The sequence below is a fragment of the Paenibacillus rhizoplanae genome (assembly GCF_042684125.1).
Taxonomy (GTDB): domain Bacteria; phylum Bacillota; class Bacilli; order Paenibacillales; family Paenibacillaceae; genus Paenibacillus_AQ; species Paenibacillus_AQ rhizoplanae.
Window position 1 is genome coordinate 22,894 of the sequence record NZ_JBHUKY010000004.1, and the last position, 23,087, is coordinate 45,980.

The following is a 23,087-nucleotide window of genomic DNA, read 5'->3' on the forward strand; positions in this document are numbered from 1 at the left end:
CCAGCTTAATCAGAATGAGACTCAAGTGGTGCCCGGTAAGCGTATCCCAGCTGCGTTAGCTAACCGTACGCGGGCGCTCCATCCGGCCGACGCCAGGCATATGCAAGCTGGACCATTCCGGGTGGTAATGATCCACACGGCTGATCACAATGGTCATATCATCATGGACCTCATTCCCCTGATAGCGGATTACCTTGTCCAGCAGCTCGTCTGCCATATCCTGCGGGTCATCGCCCTCCAGCTCCTGGATCAGGCGTTTGATCCATATCTCCTTATTAACGGCATATCCCGGCGCATCATAAATACCATCGGTCATCATAATCAGGATATCGCCGGGACGCAGCTGCATGGTGACCAGGTCCACCTCGATATCTTTGATGATTCCAATCGGCAGATTGCTGGCCGTCACGGGAATCACTTCGCTGCCCCGCCGGATGAAGCTCGGTGCGGAGGCAATCTTCATAAAGATCGTCTGCGCCGAATACTGGTCGATCAGCGCCATATCTACCGTCGCATAGAATTCATCCGGGGAGCGCAGCAGCAGAATCGAATTCACGGATTTCACCGCCAGCTTCTCATCCATGCCCGATTGCAGCAGCTTCTCCAGCATGGACAAGGCAGCGCTGCTCTCCATCCGGGCCCGCTCCCCATTGCCCATTCCATCACTGATGGATACGGCAAAGGTGCCATTGCCCAGCTCCACCGTGCTGAAGCTGTCGCCGGACAGCATGTCGCCTCCCATCCCCGCCGCGGCTACACCGGTATTAATCTCATAAGCCTTGGCCGAACCAAACGTCACCATCGACAAGCCCTCGCGGGGATGGACGGCGGTCTCACTGACCACTGCGATATTCTCCTCCAGAATATCCGAGAGCAGCGGAGCGATCATTTTGCGGCATTCATCGAAGCCCCGGGTGTAGGCATGCACGACCTCAATCTCCACCCGGCCGGGATCGAGGCTCAGAATCTCAATGCTGTGAATGGATAAGCCCAGCTTCTCCAGCGCCTCCCGGATCTGGCTCTCCTGCCGGTACATCGCCTGCCCTTCCCGCTTAATTTCCTTCGCCAGATCCTCCATCACCTGCGAGACGCCGGATAATTGCTCGGCCACAAATTGGCGGCTGTCGTATATTTGCCGCTTCCAGCGCATATCATGCTGGTATAGCTCATATTGGCCCTTCATGACCTCAAGAACCTCCCCCGTCCTGCCGCAGATCCGGCTCCACTCCGGCGGCAGCTGGGCAGCGGTAATATCCGGGCACTCCTCGACCGTGGTCATCATGTCCGTCATATACCTGTAGGTCTGATAGAACTTGGCATCCCAGCAGTGAGTCCGCCGGATGCACCCGGCGCAGGCTCCCTCTGTTACCGTATTCATGAAGTCCTCCATCTCACGGTCACTTTTGCCCGCCTCTGCGGCCCGGGGAATCTGCCCGAAGCTGCTGGAGAGCTGCTGGAATACCTGCGAGAACTGGGTCACCCGGTCTGCTGTAATATCCCTGACCCTCCGGGCATATTCATGTTGGGTACGGCTGTGATCGGCCGTACCTGGTACATATTTGGCAATGGCAGTAATCATCCCCTTAGGTGTTAGAAGAAACAGCACTACGGCTGCGCAGGTCTCCCAGGTAGAATTCATGACATCGCCCGGTCCCATGAAATAGACAGATAGAATCGTTGATCCCAGCAGCATCCCGATCGAGACCGCCCCTTTGCGTCCGGACTGCATCATGCCTGCCAGCATCCCGGCAAAGGCCAGCAGGCTCATTTGATAGATGGCTCCGATATCGGCCAGACTGAGAATCAGCCCCGTCACTACGCCAACTGCTGCGCCAAGCGGCGCCCCCCCGGCCAGGGCAAAGATCAGAATAAGAAACCGCGATAAGATATGCTCCAGCGATAGACCGTTAATGGTCCAGCCAACAAGGCCGGTCATTACGGAAGCCAGAAGGATGATCAGACAGAGTACCTCCTCATTGCGGAGTGCCCTGCTTTTCTGCTTATAGGTGAATAAAGGAAGCGCCTGCAGGAATACCAGTGTCAGCACGAAACCGAGTATGGCATCAATGGCCGCCATCATCAGCGGATACCACGTGAGCGAAGGACCGATGACGACCTGGAACAATCCCACCATAAAAGTTGCCACGAACACCATCAATGGGGCATAAGACAGATCCACCCGCTGGAAATTCTCCAGCCCTTTATAGATCAGGTAAAAAATAATCAGCTCCGCAGCAACCACGATGGCACCCGGAAACGGTGTGAAGAGACTGCCGAGCACGATGGCTGCGGCCACAGGCAGCATGGAATCCCTGCGCATAAATACAATGACGGCGAAATAAGCAGCAGCAAACGGGGTAAGCTCATCCAGGATCATAGCCCGTCCCAGTAAAAAGCCCATTAGGCTCAGCAGCAGCACCCACTTCTTGACCGCGATGAACTGGAGAACCGGCAGCTTTGTGCCCCACGCCTTCAAGCGCGTACCTAAGGCTTCTTTCTGATTCTTGTCTTTGCTTCCTGCTCTTGTCCACTCCGGCAAATTCACCACATTGCTTTTACTCATTCCCTGCACCACCCGTTTATGAATTTTATGATTCTCATTATATAGCGGGGTCTTAAGAAAGTTTGTCAGAAACGGAGAGCAATCTGTAAAAAATTTCCGACAAAAAAGCCTGTCCCGACATTCTGTGGAAAAGCCTGCCAATCCCATACGGGGTACTAGATCGGCTGCAGACTGCTGCGCTCACGCTGCCGGTTGCAGGTAGCGCCCGCGCGGGCATTCGTCAGCGATTGCCCTTGAGTTATGTGAGAATGGCTTGGATGCTGTCGGCAATTTGTTCTGAGCCGACAAAAATAGCCTGCCGCCGTAAGCCTGCTGGAAGCATACAACTCCTGATTGGATCTCAATCAAGCTGACTTTGCAGCAATGAAGTGGAAAAGCGCCCAGACGCAACAAAAAAACCGCGAAGGGCGCAAGCGCCCCAGCGGTTATTTATGATGTACAAGACTCAGATTATACGCGCTTGGCTCCACGGCCGCCGCGCTTTCCTTCTGTGTTCTTCTTGATCGAAGATATCCGTTCTTCGCTGTCTTTCAGGAAGCGTGACATTTTATCCTCGAATGAAGGTTTACCGGCTGCAGGCTTGAATGGACGCCCACCCCGTTCACGATTGAATCCACCGCCGCCTCCGCCACTGCCGCCACCACCGCCGAAACGGTCTCCACCGCTTGGACGTTCTGGTCTTGGAGCTCTGGGGGGACGTACTTCCGATGCCGGCTTATCAACGGCTTGCTTAATGGAAAGTCCGATCTTGCCGTCCTTGTCAACATTGATCACCTTAACGGTTACTACATCCGCAATCTTCAAATGATCGTTAACATCCTTGACGTAGTTATCGGCGATCTCCGAGATGTGAACGAGACCTGTGACACCTCCTGACAGATCCACAAATGCTCCGAAATGCGTGATGCCTGTCACCTTGCCCTCTAACTTGGTGCCCACTTCAATTGCCATAGAATAAAATGATCCTCCCTTAAAAATATACAGACGAATATAATGTCCATCCTGTCTGCGGTGATTTGATTATACAGTAAAGAGCAAAGCAAGGCAACACAGCGTAAGCCTCTTTTCGCCTGCTTTTATTGCCCGGATTGCTCGGTACGGATAGGTGATTCCCCTGCAGGATACATATTGTACCATTTACGCGCTAATTGTCCGATATACTCATCGTCATTCAGGCGCGAGACCTCATATTTCAATTGATTCAGCGTGGCTGTTACACTCTCACTGTTCTCTGTCTTACGGGCGAGCTGTGCGCTCTTGTCGGCGATCGCTGCGCTCTGGGCAAAGAAAGTGAATCCGGCCCAGCCGAAGAATACAGCCATCACAAGAATCCATATAAACTTTCTTCTCTTCGCGCCTGCGGCCGAAGCATGGTGATTATTATCCTTCTCATCCGCAGAGAATCTGTTCATTCAGCTTACCTCCAGTTCCAGGGTTCAAGGTCAACGCTTCCGCCACCCTGATATCCAAGCGGTGATCCTCACCATCCGGTCACTGTGAACGAACCGGGATACATACGGAGAGACCCACCTTACAGGAAGTACCCAGATTGGCTTGGTTAGACGCAGCAGCAGCTTAAAAATATAAAGAAGGACCCGGCCGAGCAGCCGCAGCGTTCCCTTAACCAGGCGCCACAGCCAGAGAATCGGACCTCCAATGACTATGGTAACGAACCGCCATAGCATCCTGCCTGCATACTGAACCGACTGAATTAACCTTACCACAAAACGCTGTACCGTAATACTGAAGATCAAAAAATAGATCCATACTCCTAGAAAGAGGCCAAGAACGACATAAAACCTCAATTGCCCCTGGTTTCCGGCATAAAGCATACGAAAGACCAACAGGGCCGCCCCTATCCAGTACAGCAGATCCAGCAGCGCATTCAGCCAACGGGGAAATCTCAGCTTCTGCGACAGCACCCGGTAGCTGTCATAGGCCAGTCCCATGGCAATGCCGGCCAGAATCATATAGAGCAGGGTGATCCATTGAACGGAGGGATTCATTTAAACAGCTTGCGGAGAATCCCTTTATTTTTACCTTGTGCCCCGGGGTCCAGATAAATCAGGGAATGAACATTGCCTTCAAGGGACAGCATTCCATTCTCCAGACTTAGATTCTTGATATGTAAATGAGTACCCCGTATAGTCAGTTGGCCGAGTTCTGTACTCAGCAGAAACTCTTCGCTGTCAAAGCTCTCCACATTCTGCACACCTGTAAGCTCAATCTGCTTGCGGCTGCGCATGTGCAGATCATGCTGTTTGCTCCCTTTGGCTGGCTCGATCATAGCATGTACCCCTCCTTCTTGGTTCTAATCTATGAAGGAAGGACAGGGTATAGAACCGGTTAAAAGAAGAAAAAAGAGGTATTCCGCTCCGCCGTCTTCCGGCTTCGGGAATACCTCTTAACCTTACACTTCAATGTTCTGCTACCAGTCGAGTCCAGTGCTTTTGACAACGGGCTCTTCACGGAGCAGGGTATACATTCCGGCGGCCTCGTCCTTGCGGGTGGTTTCCACCAGCTTTTCCACTTTGACCGTCACAAGCTTTTGGCCGAACTGCACGGTAATCTCGTCACCGATCTTCACCGTGCTGCTCGGTTTGGACTCCCGTCCATTGATCAACACCCGGCCCTGTTCGGACACATCCTTGGCCACGGTGCGGCGCTTGATCAGACGGGAGACCTTCAGGAACTTGTCCAGACGCATTAGTTAACGGCTTCTTTGAGCTTGTTGCCTGCCTTGAAGGCCGGCACTGTGGATTCAGGAATTTCGATAGGTGCGCCCGATTGCGGGTTACGGCCGGTACGGCCGGAACGTTTGCGCGTTTCAAAAGTACCGAAGCCGATCAGCTGTACTTTATCTCCGCTTGCGAGAGCTTCTGTAATTTCGCCCAGAACTCCGTTGAGTACGGTTTCTACGTCTTTTTTGGCCAATCCGCTTTTCTCGGAAATGTTGTTTACCAGATCTGTCTTGTTCATAATTTGAAGTTCCTCCTAGGATACAAAAAATAAATGAAAATCAGGTTTACCGGAAAATCACGGCAAATCGTCATTTCGTCTTTATGATATTCTGGATTCCACCCTCAATTCCTGCCACGATCCGCCGTTTTTTTTGAAAAAGTAACATCATGCGTAGGATATGGGGGCTTATAGCACTATAACATTATAAACCTCTCATTGCATTTCAAATCAGAGATTCGCGCCGTAGTCACAGCATTGCCGTGAAACGCGCGGGATATACCGCAGAAGACTATTATTCTATGACGTTCAAGCCTTCTCACGGAAGTCCTTGCTGATAGCTCCCTACTGCTTCCGCTCTTCTGCCTTGGCTTCCTGCCAGAGGGCCTCCATCTCTTCCAGGGAGCTGTCTTCCAGCCGGACCCCCTGATCCCGCAGACGCTGCTCAATATACTGGAACCGGGCTACGAATTTGCGGTTAGTGCGGGTCAGCGCTTCTTCCGGATCAGCTCCGATGAAGCGGGCCACATTAGTGGCTGCGAACAACAGGTCGCCCAGCTCCAGCATCTGCTCCTCTGGGGACTGTCCCGTCTCAATCGCCTCCTGAAGCTCGTCAATCTCCTCGCGGATCTTAGCCAGCACATCGCCGGTGTTGTCCCAGTCGAATCCGACTTTGGATGCCTTCTTCTGCAGCTTGTACGCCTTCATTAGTGCCGGCAGATCCCTCGGAACCCCGCTGAGTGCGGACAGGGCTTCGGGCTTCACGCCTTTGCGCCGCTTCTCCTCGGCTTTCATCCCTTCCCAGTTCTGCAGCGCCTCCTCGGCATTGCCGGCCGCCTGATCACCGAATACATGCGGGTGGCGGAAGAGCAGCTTCTCATTCAGCCCCTCAATGACATCGTAGACACCGAAGGTCCCCAGCTCCTCTTCCATCTGGGAGTGAAGCATAATCTGGAGCAGCAGGTCGCCCAGCTCTTCCTTCATATGGTCCGGATCATCCTCGTCAATCGTCTCCAGCACCTCATAGGTCTCTTCGATCAGGTTCTTGCGCAAGGAATCATGCGTCTGCTCACGGTCCCAGGGACAGCCCTCGGGGCTCCGCAGAATATCGACAATTTCATGCAGCCGGGCAAAGGTGCGGTTACGCGCTTCATCCGCAAGGCTCGCAGGAACATAGACCAGCGACAGATTGCCATAGCCATCCAGCCGGTCCAGCTCGTAGAGGGGTACTCTGTGAATCCGCTCCTCGCCTTCCACACCAAGCGCATGTCCGACAATCACCTCATATTCGGGCGGGTACAGCTCCATCAGGCAGAGCTTGGTCTCAGACGCGGTGAAGCTGTCATAGACCTGTCCGATCAGGGTGTGCAGCTCCGGGTGAAGCTGGGAGCTGCGGATACCGGAGGCATCCAGCAGTTGGAAGCCTTCAATCGGATCAAAGCCCAGACGGACGAACGCTTCGTCGAGGAAGCTCTCACCGCCGAGGATATTCAGCTCTATGCCCGCCTCCGGGCACCGCTTACGCAGCAGGGAGACGGCGGATTCGGCCACCATGGGATGACCCGGCACGGCATAGACGATCTCCGTGCCCTGCGGAGCGGCCGCAGCCTTCTCCAGCAGTGCTGCCGTAATGGCTTCGTAGACCTCAGGGAAAGATTCCAGCGACTCATACAACCCGTCGAAGGACTCCCAGGATATCTCCAGCTCCGCCAGAGCAGCCATGACGGGATGCTCTGCGGTCCGCACGTATACGGCGGAGGCCGCCTTCAGCTTTTTGATGATGCCCAGTGTCAGCCGGTCCGGATTCCCGGAGCCCAGGCCGACGATCGTTAATATTGCGCTCATGCCAGTCTACTCCTTCCAGGCAGCCGCCTGCTGCTATTCGCAGGGTGGCTGCGCTATGTATGGTCAGCGCCTTAAGGGAACAGGCGCAGCTTTTTTAGCTTGTCCGCTAAGCGCGGGCCGAAGCCCGGAAGCTGGCGCAGCTCGCTCTCGCTGAGCAGCCGCAGCGCCACTGCGCCGAGTGCGAAGACGGCGCAGCCTGCGAGCACGCCGAGCAGGCTCTGCGCCAGGGCCGCGGTCCGCCCGCCACCGAAGCCGGCGGCGTCTGCCGCCCTGGCTGCGCCGTGGCTCACGGCTGCGGCGGCCAGCCCCAGGCCCGCGAGCAGCGCCGCGGGCTTCAGCAGGGCATCTGCGAAGCGAAGCTGCAGATAGCCCTGCCGGTAGAGCAGCAGCACGTTCAGCGCTGCTGCGAAGAGATGTGCGGCCACGCCAGCGATGGCCGCACCGGTAATGCCCTGCTGCGGGACCAGCAGCAGGTTGAGGGCCGCCTTAAGCAGGGCGGCGGCCAGGAGGGTCAGCGCCGGCGCACGCACGGCGCCCAGGCCTTGCAGCAGCGCGGCGGAGATGATGCTGACCGTGCCGCCCGCGGCGGTGAAGGCCAGCCAGGTCATCGCGCCGCTGCCGGCGGCATCTCCGTACAGAGCCGTGTTCACCGGCTCTGCAAGCACGGCCAGGCCTACGGACGCGGCCAGCCCGAGGAGCCAGAACCAGCGCAGCGACAGCGTGATGCGCGTGCGGATCAAGGCCTCATCCCGCTGGTACTTCGCTTCGGCCAGCGCCGGAATGAAGACGACCGAGAGCGAGGTCGCCAGCATCGTTACAATCTGCACGAGCGGCAGCCCGCGGTTATAGATGCCGAACTGGGCCATCGCAGCCGTCTCACTGCTGCCACTCCCTGCCAGCAGACGGGGAACCGTGAAGACATCGACCAGGCCGATTAACGGAACCGCCAGCGCGCCCAGCATCACCGGGAGGCCATAGGCTAATAGCTCGCGGGCAGGAACGCCCTGCTTAGCACTTATTACGGCCGATGCCGTTCTATTCTTAAGCGGAGCTTGGGGCAGCCTGTCCTGCAACCCCCGGCGGTGGCTGCGCCAATACAGCAGCATCACGCCAAGACCTGCGATCCCGCCTCCGGCGGGGCCCAGCATCGCACCGGCAGCAATTCCTGCCGCATCTGCGCCCGCGCCCGTCAGATACAGCAGAAGCGCGATCATAACCGCTACACGTACCGACTGCTCAACCACCTGCGACACTGCGGTCGGCATCATATTATGCAGTCCCTGGAAGTAGCCGCGCAGCGCCGCCATCAGCGGCACCACCGCCAGCCCCCAGGCGCTGCTGCGCAGAGCAGGAACAATATGGGAGCTGCCGACCCATACCGCTATGAGCGGAGCCCCGGCGTAGACCAGAATGCCGAGCAGAAGGCCGCTGGCCGCCGTAATTCCGGCTGATAGCAGCAGCACCCGCCGCCCCTTCTGCACATCCTGTGCCGCCGAAGCCTCAGCCACGAACCGCGAGATGGCGGCAGGCAGTCCGAGCATCGCCACCGTAACCAGAATGGTATACAGCGGATAGACCGTATTATAGATGCCGAACGCGGCGTCACCGCCCAGATTCTGCAGCGGTATCTTTTGAAGCGTACCGATCAATTTGGAGAAAATAGCTGCCGCGCTGAGAATAAAAGCGCCCTGTAGCAGCTTCGAGCCTTGAGTGTTGGATGTCATCGTTTACCTGCTTCTACAGCTATAACTGCCATAATATAGAGCTTGCTTTACCTAAGCAAATGAATTTCTATATTATAACTTATCTAAGGGTAGAAGTGTAAATGGCCGTGCTTCTATTCCTGAGCGGCCCGATTCCACAGCAAAAACCCGCTATTCCCAACGGTTATTATAACCAAAGGAAAAGCGGGGCTGTCACACTAGCTGATTACTGCTCCATTTGCTTGCCCAGGAAGGCTGCGGCTGTCTCTGCCATTTTTACTTCCATCTGGGCCATCTTGACCGAATCATCCTTATTCAGCAGCACTACGCAGCCGATGGGGTCTCCTCCGGAGATAATAGGCGCGGCCACATAGGTGGATAGCAGCTCCGAGTGGTCCTTGCTGATGTCATAGCTGCCACCATTGTTCTCAAGCATCGTTTTACGGCTTTCCATTACTTTCTCCAGCAGCACACCGACCTGTTTCTCCAGATAATCCTTCTTGGACCCGCCGGCGAGCGCGATGAACGTGTCCCGATCCGTAATCATGGTAATATGCCCTGTTCCTTCATACAGCGACTCTGCATATTCCTTAGCGAAATCGCCCAATTCACCAATCGGCGAATATTTCTTCAGTATAACCTCACCATCGCGGTCAACAAAAATTTCCAGAGGATCGCCCTCACGAATCCGCAAGGTGCGTCTGATCTCTTTGGGGATAACAACTCGTCCGAGGTCATCAATACGTCGTACAATTCCAGTAGCTTTCATTTCACATGTTGCCCCGCTTTCTTAAGAAGTATGGTCCAACTACTGTCCATTATGGGAATGGTTAATCCCAGTGATTTATCGTAATATCTGACCATAGTATTCATCTCTTCCCAGTTCCTTATACATCCCCCCGCCCGCTTCTCCGCATTTCCTTCTGTATCGACAAAAAAGCCGCCCGGATGCGTAGCGCATCAGGCGGCTTGTCCAGCCTTAATTTATTTGGCGGCTTCTGTAGCAGCCGGTGCATCTGTAGCGGCTGGCGTGTCACTACCCGCAGCCGGAGCCGGTGTAGCTGTGGCTCCCGCGCTGCCTGCAGCAGCAGAACTCTTCGGCAGATTGATTTTAATCTCCAGACTATCCAGGTCCTTCTCCAGGAAGGTCTCCAGGCTCGCAGAAGCCGCAGCGTTCTTCACGGCTTTGAGCTGGTCGGCAGTCAGCGTATCGAAAGTAGTGTCCTTGCGGGCTTCAACCTTCATAACATGATACCCGAAGCTGGTCTTGATCGGATCACTGATCGTATTCAGCGGAAGCGTCTGGGCCGCAGCCTTGAACTCTTCTACAAATTTGGCCAGAGGCTGTTCCTTATATTCACCGCCGGTTTCCTTTGTAGCGGTATCATCTGTATATTCCTTCACCACTGCAGCAAAGTCCGCACCGCCATCCAGCTTCGCCTTCACTTCCTGGGCGCGTTTCAGCGCATCGGCATCAGTACGCTCCTTACCGGCACTATCGGTCAAGCCAACCAATACATGACGCAGTGTAGCCACTGTATAGTCAGCCTTGGTGGCTTCATAATGGGTCTTGACCTGCTCGTCCGTTAACTTCAGCAGCATGTCCTGATATACGGTAAGTACACGCTTCATATACGAACGCAGGTCCGATTCGCTCAGATCCTGTTCCTTCAGCGTGCTTTTGTATTTGTCGCCCAGCGCAGTCTTGATAGAGCCGATCTGTGTATCGACCTCTTTTTCCGCAGCCTTCTTCGCTTCATCCGTGGCCTTGTCCGCCAAGTATTCGAACGCGACCTCCTGCTTCAGGATGGACTCCTTGAACATATCAATCTCCAGATACTGCGCCTGCTCAGGGGACAGGAATTTCATTATGCGGGTATCCAGATTGAATTCCTTCTGGGTAATGGTGCCGCCCTTATACGTTGCCACCGCAGTATCATCACTTTTATTGCTGCAGGCAGCAAGCATGGAGAAGGACAGGGCTGCGGTCAGCGAGACCACCAGTACCTTCCAGGATTTTTTATTTAACGACATTGTGTAATTCTCCCTTCGATTTTAAAGACTGTTTGGCTGCCGCCAGGAATTGCTCCAGCACATCCAGCAGCTCCTTGTCACCTAAATCCTTAGCTTTGATCCGAATGGTTGCCTGGGCATCCTTATCAAATTGTACACGCCTTTCAAAGCTATTACCAACTTTGGCGAGCTTTGCCGTATCAAAGGCCCCGAGGCTTCCCTCGTGGAAATTAAGTGCTACCTCATCCCCGCGCCGGACCATGGATTCCATGCCGTACAGCTTGCCGTAGACCTTCAGCCGGGCCACAGAGAGCAGATTAATAACGGCCTCCGGCAATTCGCCGAACCGGTCCAGCAGCTCATCCTCAAGCTCCGAGGCGTCCTCGAAGGTAGCTACCGCAGCCACTTTTTTATAGATTTCTATTTTTTGGATACTGTCGTAAATATACTCGGAAGGAAGATAGGCGTCAATCGACAAATCAATGACCGTATTCCCCTGCTTCAGCGAAGTATCCTCCTCACCAAGCACGCTTACCTTACGTTTGCGGATTTCCTCCGCCAGCATTTGCGAATACAGGTCGAAGCCGACTGAGGCAATGAAGCCGTGCTGCTCCGCCCCCAGCAGATTGCCCGCTCCCCGGATGGAGAGATCGCGCATGGCGATTTTGAAGCCTGATCCCAGCTCCGTGAATTCCTTGATGGACTGCAGGCGCTTCTCAGCCACCTCTGTCAGCACTTTATCGCGCTGGTAGGTGAAGTAGGCATAAGCAATCCGGTTGGAACGGCCGACGCGTCCGCGCAGCTGATACAGCTGGGACAGGCCCATTTTGTCAGCATCATGAACGATAAGTGTATTCACGTTAGGAATATCGACACCCGTCTCTATAATACTGGTGCTGACCAGCACATCATACTCTCCGTCCAGGAAGTCGAGAATCGTCTTCTCCAGCTCGGATTCTGACATCTGCCCATGTCCGATACCCACTCTTGCCTCCGGCACCAGCATGGATATCTGCGCCGCCATTTCCTGAATACCCTGTACACGGTTGTACAGATAGTAGACTTGCCCGCCACGGGCCAGCTCGCGCTCTACCGCTTCCCGGGTCAGCGTCTGGCTGTGCTCTACGACATACGTCTGTACGGGAAAGCGGTTCTCCGGTGGTGTCTCAATAACTGACAAGTCACGCACCCCGAGCATCGACATATGCAGCGTGCGGGGAATCGGCGTTGCTGTCAGAGTCAATACATCAACATTGGTCTTCAGCCGCTTCAGCTTCTCCTTGTGGGTCACGCCGAAACGCTGCTCTTCATCGACAATCAGAAGGCCCAGGTCCTTGAAGACCAGATCCTGTGAGAGCAGCCGGTGGGTGCCGATAATCACATCCACAGTCCCCTGGCGTACTCCCTTGATCGTCTCATTCTGCTCCTTGCGGCTGCGGAACCGGCTCAGCACCTGAATATTCAACGGATAATTGGCGAAGCGCTCGCGGAAGGTCTCATAGTGCTGCTGCGCCAGAATGGTCGTCGGCACGAGTACCGCCACCTGCTTGCCTTCTATCGCAGATTTAAAAGCAGCCCGGATCGCCACCTCTGTCTTGCCATAGCCTACATCGCCGCAGAGCAGGCGGTCCATCGGACGGTTCTGCTCCATATCCTTCTTGATCTCTTCGATCGCTCTAAGCTGGTCACGAGTCTCCTCATACGGGAACATCTCTTCGAATTCGTGCTGCTCCTGCGTATCCTTCTCGAAGCCATAGCCAAGCGCGCTCTGGCGCTCCGCGTACAGTTTGATCAGATCATCGGCAATATCCTGGACGGAGCTCCGCACCTTGCTGGTAACGCGTGTCCATTCATTACCGCCCAGCTTATATACCTTAGGCTCCTTGTCTTCCGAGCCTACATATTTCTGAATCAGATCAATCTGTTCAATCGGAACAGAGAGCTTGTCGCCTCCTGCATAGAGGATGTGCATATAGTCACGGTGAATGCCGCTGACCTCAAGCGTCCCGATGCCCATATATTTGCCGATCCCGTGATTCTGATGAACCACATAATCCCCAATTTTCAGCTCGGTATAGCTCTTAATCCGTTCGGCATTATCAATGCTCTTGGAGACCTTCCGCGCCTTGCGCTGCTTCTGCGAGAACATCTCACCTTCAGTAATCACAGCCAGATGAATCGAAGGAAGCTCAAAGCCGGAGCCTAGGTTGCCCTGCAGGATGGTTGGCTCTTCGATGCCATAGTCCTCCAGCACCCGGCGGATGCGTTCCATCCGCTCCTCGCCATTCGCGAGCATCACAACCTTCACGCCGGACTTATGCCAGCGCTCCATCTCGGATTTCAGCACATTCATCTGACCATGGAAATCCTGCATTCCACGGCTGATGAAGCCCAGAATGTTCTGTGGCTGAATATGCGGAACCTGGCGCAGAAAAATCGACATAAACAGGCTCTGAAACGGACGCTGATACATAATAACATCGCTGTCGACAGAGAGATGCAGCTCGGGCAGCGTTTTGCCGTTCTGCAGCAAGTGCAGATTCCATTCCGACTCATCCCGCTCCAGCTGCTTGGCGGTCTCCAGAAGTCTGGCCGGCTCATCCAGGACAAGCAAGGTATCCTGAGCCATGTAATCATACAAATGAGAGCGTTCCGGATACAGCAGACTGATATATTTATAGACCTCCGGGAAATAGGTGCCCTGCCGCAGCATCTCCAGCTCCCGGCCCATTTCCTCACGCAGGCGCAGCTTGGCCTGACGGTCACTCATCTTCTCCAGCTGCCGCTCCAGCATCGCAGATGCAGCAGAAGAAGCCGCATCCTGGCGGAGCTGATCAGCGATAATCTCCTTGGCCGGTGTAATCTTCACACTGCGGACCTTATCAATGGAGCGCTGATCCATAGGATCGAAGGTACGAATGGAGTCTACCTCATCATCAAACAGCTCCACCCGGTAAGCCAGTGGAGAGGTCATGGGATAGAAGTCGATAATACCGCCGCGTACACTTAGCTCACCACGGTTCTCTACACGCTCCACCCGCTCATAACCCATCTCAATCATGGACATAAGGAAGTCATCGAGCGAAAGGGTTCCGTCCTGCGAAACCGTAAGCTGGGCTTCAGCCATGATATGTGGAGCGGGAAGCAGCCTCCGCACGCCGGAGTATGGAACCACTACGATTCCACGGAAGCCCTTGGCGCAGCGTGTCAGCACATCAATCCGCTGGGCCAGCGTCTCGGGACTTGAGACAGCGGCTTCAGCCGCCACCAGCTCATTCGCCGGATAGAGCAGCACCTGCTCCGGGGAAAGCGCTTCCTGCAAATCCTCAGCCATCTTCTGGGCCGAGAACATATTATGGGTCACTACCAGCAGCGGACGCTGCACCTCTTCATGCAACGCAGCCAGCATGATTTGTCTGGCCGAGCCGGACAGACCGGAGATAAGCTGTTCCTTCATACCTGCAGCGATACCGCGAGTGACAGACTGGAAATCGGAATCCTTCGAAAAAGCTTCTATAAGACCTTGTAACAACAGGTGCACCTCTCTTACTAAACAGGCTGACAACGGCAGCGCCGCTGTCACCTATTATAATTGGAATCGAAAACAAGCCTTAGCGGATAAGGCCAAGGCTTGCGGATGACGATAGAGACAGGCGCTTCCACCTTACTGAAGCGGACTGGCCAGCAGACTGAGCTCGGGGTTGTTATCCAGCGCCTGCTTGCAGTAATCGCAGGTCACCTTCACCGTAATCTCGCCTTCTGAATCATACGCTATTATATCTCTGCGCTCCGCAGGGGTCAAGGATTGCAGCCCCAGCTGCATCTCTGTGATATCGCTTCTGCCAATGCTTCCCAAGAACGTCCGGCAGTGCCTGCATACATAGTGTATTGCCATCTATATGCCTCCTGAAGGTAGTATATACCTCCAGTATGCCCCGCCTGGGATGGCTTTAGCCTCAATTCCTGAGCCCTATGCCTTGTATTTCATCCGTTGAATTTGGCCATGGTCTGTTCAAAGGTGTGCTGCAGGCTGTATTCCACAGCATCGCAAGTATCACTTATCATGCTCTCAAGCCTTGCTCCATCCTTCTTGGCGAAGGTAGACAATACATAGTCCACTATAGCAAAGCCCGGCTCCGGACGGGATATCCCCATCCGCACCCGGTTGAAGCTCTGGGTGCCCGTGTGTTGAATGATGGACTTGATACCGTTGTGCCCGCCGGCACTGCCCTGGTAACGCAGCCTGATCTTGCCCAGCTCCGTGTCCAGATCATCATAGACTACAATCAAATCTTCCAGCTGGACCTTATAATAATCCATATAAGCCCGTACCGCTTCCCCCGACAGATTCATGAAGGTCATCGGTTTGATCAGTACCGTCTTCACACCGCCGATCACCCCTTCACCGATCACCGATTTGCATTTATTCTGGTTAAAAGCAATTCCGTGTCTGGACGCAAGCACATCGAGGGCCATGAAGCCGACATTATGTTTGGTTTTAGCGTATTGCGGTCCGGGATTCCCAAGTCCAACAATCCATTTCATAATTAAGGTTTATCCTTTCCACCCGGTACTCTCAGCAGAAGAGTTCCGTTTTTGGTACAATAAGTTTATACTCCGGAGACAGGTGATGAACATGCCACATCAGGGCGATATTTTAACACTGCAGCGCCATTTCCAGTACCATATTCAATATGCTGTGCCTGTTGAAGTCTATAGGGGGAACGCGCACGTAGACATCGGTGTGATTACAGCGGTGGATGAAGGCTTCGTAGAGCTGCAGGGTACACTGTACAACCGCAGCCTCTTCACCTTCATCTCCCGTCCGGGATATTGAAGCCTATTTAACCTCAGTCCCGGCCGCTGCATCACGCCGATAAGGGTTACACCTTCCGCTTGACGAAAGGTGTAACCCTTTTTCTGCTGATCTGACTGCAGTCTATTCGATTTCGAACAGCTTGCTGATCGACAGCTCTTCATGCACGCGAATGATAGCTTCACCCATAAGCGGAGCTACGGACAGCACCTTGAGCTTGGATGTCGGGTTGCTGCTGCGAATAGGAATGGTATCCGTCACGATAATTTCTTTGATCGGCGAGTTCTCCAGACGTTCATGCGCCGGACCGGACAATACAGGATGCGTACAGCAGGCGTAGACTTCCTTCACGCCGCCTTCCATCAGAGCATTGGCTCCCAGAACGATCGTTCCTGCCGTATCGATGATATCATCGATTAGAATCGCTGTTTTGCCTTCAATGTTACCGATAATGTTCATAACCTCACTGACGTTCGGTTCAGGACGGCGCTTGTCGATGATCGCCAGCGGAGCGTTGAGGAAGTCGGCCAGCTTTCTGGCACGTACCACACCGCCATGGTCAGGAGAGACGACTACCGGGTTCTGAATTTGCTTGGAACGGAAGTATTGGGCCAGAATCGGAACACCCAGCAGATGATCCACAGGAATGTCGAAGAAGCCTTGAATCTGCATCGCATGAAGGTCCATGGTAATGACGCGATGTGCACCTGCCTTCTCAATCAGGTTCGCTACCAGCTTGGCCGTAATCGGATCACGGGAACGGGCCTTACGGTCTTGACGGGCATACCCGTAGTAAGGAATCACGACATTGATGCTCTTTGCAGAGGCACGCTTAAGCGCATCTACCATAACCAGAAGCTCCATCAGATTGTCGTTCACCGGTCCGCAGGTGGACTGTACGATATAGACATGACAGCCCCGGACACTCTCCGACAGCTTAACCTGAATCTCTCCGTCACTGAAGCTGGTCGTATGGGACTCGCCCATCGGAATACCGATATAATCGGCAATCTGGCTGGCCAGCTTAGGATTGGAGTTGCAGGTGAAAATCTTGAGTTTGGAATCGCAATAAGTCATAAAATATAAACCCTCCGTGACGGAATTTAACTTGCCAAAGTGCCGGCGCGGATGTGCAAGAAGTCCGTCCGGCGCTTTAAGCCTACAGCTGCTTTCTGCTTACAGCTTTACGATGGACTATGCTGGTCTTTCTTCGCTTTGGCCCGGGAGCGGATCTTCTCTGCATAACCCGGCTTATTCTCCTGCCTTGCTCTGGCAATCGCCAGATCGTTCTCTGCAACCGGACGGGTGATGGTGGAGCCGGCGACAACAAATGCGCCTTTGCCTACCGTTACCGGAGCGACAAGATTCACGTTGCTGCCGATAAAGGCATCGTCACCGATCTCGGTTCTGAACTTATTATAGCCGTCATAATTAACGGTGATTGCGCCGCAGCCGATATTCACATTCTTGCCGACCTCAGCATCACCTACATAACTTAAATGAGACACCTTGGAGCCGTCACCGATCGTAGCATTCTTGATCTCCACGAAATCGCCGACCTTGACCTCTTCGCCAAGCACGGCACCCGGACGTAAATATGCAAAAGGCCCAACGGAAGCCCGTGCGCCGACCTTAGCCTGATTCAGCACGGATTGCTTAACCACCGCTCCGTCCATAATCACGCAGTCTTCAATTTCGCTCGCCGGTCCGATCACACAATCCTCACCAATCACGGTCTTGCCTTTGAGCACCGTGCCCGGATAGAGCACCGTATCTGCTCCAATCTCAACATCTGCCCCGATATAGGTTGAAGCCGCGTCGATTATAGTTACTCCGCCGAGCATATGCCCCCGGTTGATGCGCTGACGCATATAGCCTTCGGCTTCTGACAACGCCAGTCGGTCATTCACACCAATGGACTCTGTGGCATCATGGGTCTGGTAACCCAGTACGATATCGCCCTGCGCCCGGAGTATGCCGATGACATCCGTCAAATAATACTCCTGCTGGTTGTTGGTGTTCGTAACCTTCTCCAGAGCAGCAAAGAGCTTGGCGTTATCAAAACAGTACGTCCCTGTATTGATTTCGTGAACCGCAGCTTCACTCTCCGTGCAGTCCTTCTGTTCCACAATCTTCAGCACTCCGCCATCTTCACCGCGGATAATCCGGCCATATCCGGCAGGCTGCTCCATAACAGCCGTAAGGACCGTTGCAGCAGCGTTCTGCGCTTCATGCAGCGCCATCATGCCTTCGAGCGTCTCCTTCATCACAAGCGGTGTATCTCCGCAGATGACAATGGTGGTTCCCTCTTCACTTCCAAGAAGATCCTTGGCCTGCTTGACGGCATGGCCGGTTCCAAGCTGGACCCCCTGCAGCACATATTCGGCATCCTCACCTAAGTATGCCTTAACCTTCTCGGCGCCGTGTCCTACGACAACTACGTTACGCTGACACCCGGTCGCCTTCACTGTATCAAGCACGTGCCCTACCATCGGTTTACCGCAGACAGGGTGCAGTACCTTGTATAATTTAGATTTCATGCGCTTGCCTTGACCTGCAGCAAGTACAACAGCCATTCTTTTCAAGAATGCCAACCTCCTACTTCTTGAACTCACTACTGAATATATCTCATTCCGGGCAAAAAGAAAAGAGAACCATGCAGGCATGATTCCCTTTTCTTCGAACCCCAATAAAATCCGGTATGGCCTAATGCCGCCCTGGGGAGGCGGCAAATCCCAGAGAGTCAGCGGTTCACCGCTTAAGCTCCCTCTTCAATAACTTCTTCTTCTTCCGTAGCGGCACGTTCGTACTCGGCCAGAACCGCAGATTGAATCTTTTCGCGCGTTCCCGAAGAAATCGGGTGTGCGATATCGCGGAATTCTCCGTCAGGTGTACGCTTGCTGGGCATTGCAACAAACATCCCGTTATTCCCGTCGATGACGCGAATGTCATGAACAACAAACTCGTTATCGATTGTAATGGATGCGATTGCTTTCATTCTCCCCTCAGAGTTGACGCGGCGGAGTCTGACATCCGTAATTTGCATGTGTGTGTTCACCACCTTTTTCCATCAGAGACTTGGTGTATAATTCCACACAGCAAAGCGAATTCCTTCTTTTTCATTCCAAATAATGCCTGATTAAGAAGATTATTTTTGCCGAATCCCTAATTTCGACAGATTTCGTGCAGTTATCTTAAGAATCCTCATAGTTTCGACATTATGCACTGCTTTTCAGAACCGGCACTTCCCGCTCGTCAGGAGGAGAAATAGTTGCCCGGAAATGCCGAAATGCGCCGCACCTTAGAGTCCACCTCTGTCAGCTTCACCAGCGACACGTAGTCATGCAGCAGACGTTCTTCATTCTCCACGGCGCCGGACTCTACGAGCACGCCTACACCTGCGACCTCAGCATTGAACTCACCCAGCAGATCGACCATTCCGCGTACAGTACCGCCTGCCTTCATGAAGTCATCGACAATCAGCACCCGGGATTTCTCGCGCAGCGCCCGTCTGGACAGGGACATCGTATGAATGCTCTTATGGGAACCCGATACATAGTTGATACTTACAGCCGAGCCCTCCGTTACCTGATGGTCGCGGCGGACTAGCACTACCGGCAGCCCGAGCTGCGCAGCCGTTGAATAAGCGAGCGGAATCCCTTTGGTCTCCACCGTCATCACAACATCAATCTCCACCCCGTAGAAGGCGGTGGCAATGATCTTGCCGGCCTGTTCCATCAGGGACGGAAGGCCGAGCAGATCGGACATGTACAGATAACCGCCGGGCAAAATCCGGTCGCTCTGCTCAAGCTGCCCGCACAGCCGGTTCACGAAGGCAAGCGCCATATCCATAGGCATGCGCGGAATATACCGTACTCCGCCCGCTGCCCCGGCCAGTGTCTGCAGCTCGCCCATTCCTTCTCCTTCAAATACCTCTTTTATGATAGCCAGGTCCTCGCTGACCGATGACTTCGCCGCACCGTACCGCTCTGCAAAAGTGGACAGCGGCAGCAGATCGTGCGGCTTCTCCAGTAAAAATTGAGTCATGTCAACTAACCGTTGGCTTCGTTTAAGTTTTTTCACGGAATGCTCCTCGCCAAAACCGAATATTACTATGAATAATATCATTATTGTACGGATTTATACAAGCGAAACCACTTAGCTAAGTGAACGCACTGCATAGACTTCCTTGCAGAATCCGCGCAGCCCGTTATAGATTCTTGCCACCTTGGATTGCTTGGAGACGAGGCCAAATACAGTCGGACCGCTTCCCGACATCAGCACGCCGTCCGCACCCAGCTTCAGCATCGCTTCCTTGAGCTGCTGCACCTCAGGATGCAGCTTCAGGGTCACATCCTCCAGCACGTTGCCGAGGCCCGCACAGACGCCTGCGAAGTCACCGGCCTCAATGGCCTGCTGCATCTGGAGCGCGGACGGATGCACTGTTATGCTGCTTGCGCGCACGCGGCCGTATACCTCAGCCGTCGATACATTGATCGGCGGCTTCGCCAGGATGACCCACATTTGCGGCGGATTCGTGATACGGGTCAGCCGTTCTCCTCTGCCCGTAGCCAGGGCAGTGCCTCCTGTGACACAGAAGGGGACATCCGAACCCAGCTCGGCACCTAGCTCCTGCAGCTCCTGCACCGGGATACCCAGACGCCAGAGCCGGTTCAGGCCGCGCAGCGTAGCCGCAGCGTCGCTGCTGCCGCCGGCGAGGCCAGCAGCGACCGGAATTCTTTTGTCCAGATGGATATGTACACCGTTTCTCACGTTATACCGGTCCTTGATCAGTCTTGCAGCCTGAAAGGCCAGATTCTTCTCATCCAGCGGAATATATCCGGCCTGGCTTGAGATAATAATCGAATCCCGCTTCAGCTCCGACAGCTCCAGACGGTCCGCCAGATCGACCATTGTCATTATCATTTCCACTTCATGAAATCCGTCAGCCCGCTTATGCAGAACATCCAGCATCAGATTAATTTTTGCCGGTGCCTTCTCATACATTTTCAAGGCGTTCACCCACCCTCAGCTTTTCCCGTAAAAAACAACTTAACATATTATATGAGAAACTGGCAGTGAAGTCCATTAAATAAACATCCGGTTCTATCAAGTGGAAACGGCTTTACCGTTCTTTTTAAAGGACGGTACCGTTTCGGCGAGAAATAGAAGGATAATTTATAGTGTAAAACGTATAAATACGCTTATATTTCAAGCAGAAAAGGTACCGCCAGCTGGCGATACCCCGGTGCGGCAGAACACCGCTACAGCTCTTATGATTTGCGCGCAGCCTGCTCCGCCAGTTGAATGGCCCGCTTCACCATATTCCCGGCATCAACTGCCCGGATTCCGCCCCAGCCCTGCTGCTCAACCGTTTCGTAGAACCCAAGCTCCTTGGCAAGCTCCGTCTTCAATTCCTCCGACATCATACTCCGTCTTCTGCGGCTCATTACGAATTCCTCCTTTATGCTGCCCTATGATGAACGTACGTACTGCCTATGTAGTATGCAGCCAAGGGGCAAGTGTCATGCAGCATAATTCAGGAAGACCCCCTACATGCAAAATAACCCCACAAAGTGGGGCTTTAGCTTCGATGATGACTCAGGTACTTTGCGGGGACCCCAAAACATAAAAATTCTATCAAAAAACAGCCCCCCTGCAAGGGAGACTGCCATGACGCTAAGCTTTGATATACATAATCCGCATCTGCCCATCGTCTTCGGTAACTGTGATTTCCACAGATTCAGTAAGTATATCGGCATAGCTATAGGAGACACGCTTGAAGGTCTGCTGCTCCTGATCAAGTTTGACAATAAATACAGAAGGGTACGTTTCTTCCAGGACACCGGTGCGTTCAACGGTCTTACGACGGCCACCGTTAGCCCGCAACGTGATCTTATGACCGACGTGAGCTTCAAGACTGCGTTTAATTTCTAACAGCGCGTTATTAGCCATTACCTGACGACCACCTCTTTCCTTGTCCATTATACAACTTCCTTATGACGTTGTCAAATTAAATAAATAATTATAGATGAAGACAAAAAAGTTGTCAACGGAATTTTTTTAGACGGGGAAAGTCCTGTCTTTAGCACCTTGTTAGCGGTAACGGCGAGGGCAGCATCATAGCCCATCCTTCTGCCAGAAGCTGTCCCCCTACTCCAATAAAAACAGGATAAGCACAAATAGTGCTTACCCTGTTCTTCCATCTATTCAATTACCGCTTGCCCGCTTACAGCATCGAAGGCGCTACCTTCAGCGTTGCCAGATTCTGCAGCTGGGGCATTCCGATACGGAAGCTGCCTCGCGTCTCTATTCCGCCCATCCCCTGGCTACCGCTGATCGTATGGTTCAGAACATCGCTTAAGTTCACCGTATCACGGATGGAAGTGAAGGAGGCCTTGGCCGCGATATACACCGGGTCCAGGGCATGAATGAGTATTCTGCCCGGGGAGCTGGCGAAGTTGGCACCATTGCCCAGGAGGGCTTCGAAGTGCGACTGGCAGGCTCCGGCTACGATCGTCAAGGCATCGAAATTCCGCTCATATTCACGGGCTACCCGGATGGCTGCCACAAAATTCTGTGAGTTCTTATAGCTGCTCAGACTGTACAGATCATAATTCTGTTGTTGCTTAAGTACTCCATCATGACCGGTAATCACAACGATATCGGGACGCACACGGGGCAGCAGCCGGAACAGCGTTTCCGCCATTTTGGATTCATGGACATGATGTCCCTCTGCCGGTATGCGCAGCTGCTCGTAGAGGCTCAGGCTCTTCTTCAGATAGAGCGCGTCCCCATCCAAATGCAGGACCTTGCCCGGCACTTCAAAATAAGCCGCTTCCTTCGGAGATTGACCCCAGGTCCCCGTGGTCCCCGATACGCTCTCTCCGCTTCGCTGGCTCTGCACCTGCCGGTCTTTACGCAGCCAGGTTAAGGATTCTGTTGCCTTGATCTGCGCACGCTGTCCCCGCTCGGTAACCCGTGTAGGAGGCACCTGAACCAGATCCTCCAGCGGGGAATCCGCCAGCAAACGGAACTCCGTGCCTTTAATGACTGCTCTATTCTGCAATATATTGTCTACCCGGAAGGTCACATCGCCGCCATAGGATTTACGAATGACCAAGTCTCCTAGATTCATCACAACACCACCTCTACCCCATGTTATGGGCAAAGGCCCCGGTTGGTTCAT

Annotated in this window: 23 protein-coding genes; 1 reads left to right on the plus strand and 22 read right to left on the minus strand. The window is 53.8% G+C overall.

The window, feature by feature from the left end; translation table 11 throughout:
• Positions 1 to 55: 55 nt before the first annotated feature.
• The 14 genes from spoIIE to pth form a co-directional block, all read right to left on the minus strand.
• Positions 56 to 2,563 (minus strand): stage II sporulation protein E, encoded by a 2,508-nt coding sequence (spoIIE, locus tag ACFSX3_RS01060; RefSeq protein WP_209994376.1) that lies wholly within the window; start codon positions 2,561 to 2,563, stop codon positions 56 to 58.
• Positions 2,564 to 3,013: 450 nt separating this feature from the next.
• Entirely contained in the window at positions 3,014 to 3,514 is a 501-nt protein-coding gene (locus ACFSX3_RS01065; RefSeq protein WP_036696437.1) for a S1 domain-containing RNA-binding protein, read from the minus strand.
• Positions 3,515 to 3,639: 125 nt separating this feature from the next.
• A complete protein-coding gene (locus ACFSX3_RS01070; protein ID WP_209994375.1) occupies positions 3,640 to 3,975 on the minus strand; it encodes an FtsB family cell division protein in 336 nt (111 codons plus the stop codon).
• Positions 3,976 to 4,005: 30 nt separating this feature from the next.
• Positions 4,006 to 4,569: a spore cortex biosynthesis protein YabQ gene (gene yabQ, locus ACFSX3_RS01075; protein ID WP_209994374.1), complete on the minus strand. Its 564-nt coding sequence runs from the start codon at positions 4,567 to 4,569 to the stop codon at positions 4,006 to 4,008.
• Positions 4,566 to 4,850, minus strand: coding sequence for a sporulation protein YabP (gene yabP, locus ACFSX3_RS01080; RefSeq protein WP_209994373.1), 285 nt, complete (start codon positions 4,848 to 4,850; stop codon positions 4,566 to 4,568). Before yabP ends, yabQ begins: the two co-directional genes overlap by 4 nt.
• A 141-nt stretch (positions 4,851 to 4,991) precedes the next feature.
• Complete coding sequence (locus ACFSX3_RS01085) at positions 4,992 to 5,270, minus strand: RNA-binding S4 domain-containing protein (RefSeq protein ID WP_036696426.1); 279 nt, start codon at positions 5,268 to 5,270, stop codon at positions 4,992 to 4,994.
• Positions 5,270 to 5,542 (minus strand): HU family DNA-binding protein, encoded by a 273-nt coding sequence (locus ACFSX3_RS01090; RefSeq protein ID WP_036696423.1) that lies wholly within the window; start codon positions 5,540 to 5,542, stop codon positions 5,270 to 5,272. Before ACFSX3_RS01090 ends, ACFSX3_RS01085 begins: the two co-directional genes overlap by 1 nt.
• A gap of 324 nt (positions 5,543 to 5,866) precedes the next feature.
• Entirely contained in the window at positions 5,867 to 7,366 is a 1,500-nt protein-coding gene (locus ACFSX3_RS01095) for a bifunctional methyltransferase/pyrophosphohydrolase YabN (RefSeq protein WP_209994372.1), read from the minus strand.
• 71 nt (positions 7,367 to 7,437) lie between these two features.
• A complete protein-coding gene (locus ACFSX3_RS01100) occupies positions 7,438 to 9,090 on the minus strand; it encodes a putative polysaccharide biosynthesis protein (RefSeq protein WP_209994371.1) in 1,653 nt (550 codons plus the stop codon).
• A gap of 205 nt (positions 9,091 to 9,295) precedes the next feature.
• Complete coding sequence (gene spoVT, locus ACFSX3_RS01105) at positions 9,296 to 9,838, minus strand: stage V sporulation protein T (protein ID WP_209994370.1); 543 nt, start codon at positions 9,836 to 9,838, stop codon at positions 9,296 to 9,298.
• Positions 9,839 to 10,053: 215 nt separating this feature from the next.
• A complete protein-coding gene (locus ACFSX3_RS01110) occupies positions 10,054 to 11,103 on the minus strand; it encodes a peptidylprolyl isomerase (RefSeq protein ID WP_209994369.1) in 1,050 nt (349 codons plus the stop codon).
• The gene (gene mfd / locus ACFSX3_RS01115; protein WP_209994368.1) at positions 11,090 to 14,614 is read right to left on the minus strand and encodes a transcription-repair coupling factor; all 3,525 of its coding nucleotides are present in this window, start codon (positions 14,612 to 14,614) and stop codon (positions 11,090 to 11,092) included. The genes ACFSX3_RS01110 and mfd overlap by 14 nt, the downstream gene beginning before the upstream one ends.
• Before the next feature lie 132 nt (positions 14,615 to 14,746).
• Positions 14,747 to 14,977 carry an anti-sigma-F factor Fin family protein gene (locus ACFSX3_RS01120; RefSeq protein WP_036696405.1) on the minus strand — a complete coding sequence of 77 codons (231 nt, stop codon included), beginning with the start codon at positions 14,975 to 14,977 and terminating at the stop codon, positions 14,747 to 14,749.
• An 89-nt stretch (positions 14,978 to 15,066) separates the two neighbouring features.
• Complete coding sequence (pth, locus tag ACFSX3_RS01125; protein ID WP_209994367.1) at positions 15,067 to 15,627, minus strand: aminoacyl-tRNA hydrolase; 561 nt, start codon at positions 15,625 to 15,627, stop codon at positions 15,067 to 15,069.
• Positions 15,628 to 15,712: 85 nt separating this feature from the next.
• Between pth and ACFSX3_RS01130 the strand changes: the two genes are divergently transcribed.
• Positions 15,713 to 15,919, plus strand: a complete 207-nt coding sequence (locus ACFSX3_RS01130) for a hypothetical protein (protein WP_379254216.1) — start codon at positions 15,713 to 15,715, stop codon at positions 15,917 to 15,919.
• A 102-nt stretch (positions 15,920 to 16,021) separates the two neighbouring features.
• On the opposite strand, the gene ACFSX3_RS01135 is transcribed toward ACFSX3_RS01130, so the two are convergent.
• The 8 genes from ACFSX3_RS01135 to yabG all read right to left on the minus strand — a co-directional run bounded on the left by ACFSX3_RS01135 (position 16,022) and on the right by yabG (position 23,036).
• On the minus strand, positions 16,022 to 16,975 hold the full coding sequence (locus ACFSX3_RS01135) for a ribose-phosphate diphosphokinase (RefSeq protein WP_019914487.1): 954 nt from the start codon (positions 16,973 to 16,975) through the stop codon (positions 16,022 to 16,024).
• Between the two features lie 107 nt (positions 16,976 to 17,082).
• Positions 17,083 to 18,483: a bifunctional UDP-N-acetylglucosamine diphosphorylase/glucosamine-1-phosphate N-acetyltransferase GlmU gene (gene glmU / locus ACFSX3_RS01140; RefSeq protein ID WP_379254218.1), complete on the minus strand. Its 1,401-nt coding sequence runs from the start codon at positions 18,481 to 18,483 to the stop codon at positions 17,083 to 17,085.
• A gap of 173 nt (positions 18,484 to 18,656) precedes the next feature.
• Entirely contained in the window at positions 18,657 to 18,944 is a 288-nt protein-coding gene (spoVG, locus tag ACFSX3_RS01145; protein ID WP_036696395.1) for a septation regulator SpoVG, read from the minus strand.
• A 209-nt stretch (positions 18,945 to 19,153) separates the two neighbouring features.
• Positions 19,154 to 19,981 (minus strand): pur operon repressor, encoded by an 828-nt coding sequence (gene purR, locus ACFSX3_RS01150; protein WP_209994366.1) that lies wholly within the window; start codon positions 19,979 to 19,981, stop codon positions 19,154 to 19,156.
• Between the two features lie 75 nt (positions 19,982 to 20,056).
• Entirely contained in the window at positions 20,057 to 20,911 is an 855-nt protein-coding gene (ispE, locus tag ACFSX3_RS01155) for a 4-(cytidine 5'-diphospho)-2-C-methyl-D-erythritol kinase (protein WP_209994365.1), read from the minus strand.
• A 260-nt stretch (positions 20,912 to 21,171) separates the two neighbouring features.
• On the minus strand, positions 21,172 to 21,348 hold the full coding sequence (locus tag ACFSX3_RS01160) for a small, acid-soluble spore protein, alpha/beta type (protein ID WP_209994364.1): 177 nt from the start codon (positions 21,346 to 21,348) through the stop codon (positions 21,172 to 21,174).
• 229 nt (positions 21,349 to 21,577) lie between these two features.
• Positions 21,578 to 21,853, minus strand: a complete 276-nt coding sequence (gene veg / locus ACFSX3_RS01165) for a biofilm formation stimulator Veg (protein WP_036696386.1) — start codon at positions 21,851 to 21,853, stop codon at positions 21,578 to 21,580.
• Between the two features lie 274 nt (positions 21,854 to 22,127).
• Positions 22,128 to 23,036: a sporulation peptidase YabG gene (gene yabG / locus ACFSX3_RS01170; protein WP_209994363.1), complete on the minus strand. Its 909-nt coding sequence runs from the start codon at positions 23,034 to 23,036 to the stop codon at positions 22,128 to 22,130.
• Positions 23,037 to 23,087 lie beyond the last annotated feature (51 nt).

Excerpts from the sequence above, each read along its gene's own strand:
- spoIIE (WP_209994376.1), bottom strand. The coding sequence starts at position 2,563 with ATGAGTAAAAGCAATGTGGTGAATTTGCCGGAGTGGACAAGAGCAGGA.
- ACFSX3_RS01065 (WP_036696437.1), bottom strand. The coding sequence starts at position 3,514 with ATGGCAATTGAAGTGGGCACCAAGTTAGAGGGCAAGGTGACAGGCATC.
- ACFSX3_RS01070 (WP_209994375.1), bottom strand. The coding sequence starts at position 3,975 with ATGAACAGATTCTCTGCGGATGAGAAGGATAATAATCACCATGCTTCG.
- yabQ (WP_209994374.1), bottom strand. The coding sequence starts at position 4,569 with ATGAATCCCTCCGTTCAATGGATCACCCTGCTCTATATGATTCTGGCC.
- yabP (WP_209994373.1), bottom strand. The coding sequence starts at position 4,850 with ATGATCGAGCCAGCCAAAGGGAGCAAACAGCATGATCTGCACATGCGC.
- ACFSX3_RS01085 (WP_036696426.1), bottom strand. The coding sequence starts at position 5,270 with ATGCGTCTGGACAAGTTCCTGAAGGTCTCCCGTCTGATCAAGCGCCGC.
- ACFSX3_RS01090 (WP_036696423.1), bottom strand. The coding sequence starts at position 5,542 with ATGAACAAGACAGATCTGGTAAACAACATTTCCGAGAAAAGCGGATTG.
- ACFSX3_RS01095 (WP_209994372.1), bottom strand. The coding sequence starts at position 7,366 with ATGAGCGCAATATTAACGATCGTCGGCCTGGGCTCCGGGAATCCGGAC.
- ACFSX3_RS01100 (WP_209994371.1), bottom strand. The coding sequence starts at position 9,090 with ATGACATCCAACACTCAAGGCTCGAAGCTGCTACAGGGCGCTTTTATT.
- spoVT (WP_209994370.1), bottom strand. The coding sequence starts at position 9,838 with ATGAAAGCTACTGGAATTGTACGACGTATTGATGACCTCGGACGAGTT.
- ACFSX3_RS01110 (WP_209994369.1), bottom strand. The coding sequence starts at position 11,103 with ATGTCGTTAAATAAAAAATCCTGGAAGGTACTGGTGGTCTCGCTGACC.
- ACFSX3_RS01120 (WP_036696405.1), bottom strand. The coding sequence starts at position 14,977 with ATGGCAATACACTATGTATGCAGGCACTGCCGGACGTTCTTGGGAAGC.
- pth (WP_209994367.1), bottom strand. The coding sequence starts at position 15,627 with ATGAAATGGATTGTTGGACTTGGGAATCCCGGACCGCAATACGCTAAA.
- ACFSX3_RS01130 (WP_379254216.1), top strand. The coding sequence starts at position 15,713 with ATGAACATGCCACATCAGGGCGATATTTTAACACTGCAGCGCCATTTC.
- ACFSX3_RS01135 (WP_019914487.1), bottom strand. The coding sequence starts at position 16,975 with ATGACTTATTGCGATTCCAAACTCAAGATTTTCACCTGCAACTCCAAT.
- spoVG (WP_036696395.1), bottom strand. The coding sequence starts at position 18,944 with ATGCAAATTACGGATGTCAGACTCCGCCGCGTCAACTCTGAGGGGAGA.
- ACFSX3_RS01160 (WP_209994364.1), bottom strand. The coding sequence starts at position 21,348 with ATGAGCCGCAGAAGACGGAGTATGATGTCGGAGGAATTGAAGACGGAG.
- veg (WP_036696386.1), bottom strand. The coding sequence starts at position 21,853 with ATGGCTAATAACGCGCTGTTAGAAATTAAACGCAGTCTTGAAGCTCAC.
- yabG (WP_209994363.1), bottom strand. The coding sequence starts at position 23,036 with ATGAATCTAGGAGACTTGGTCATTCGTAAATCCTATGGCGGCGATGTG.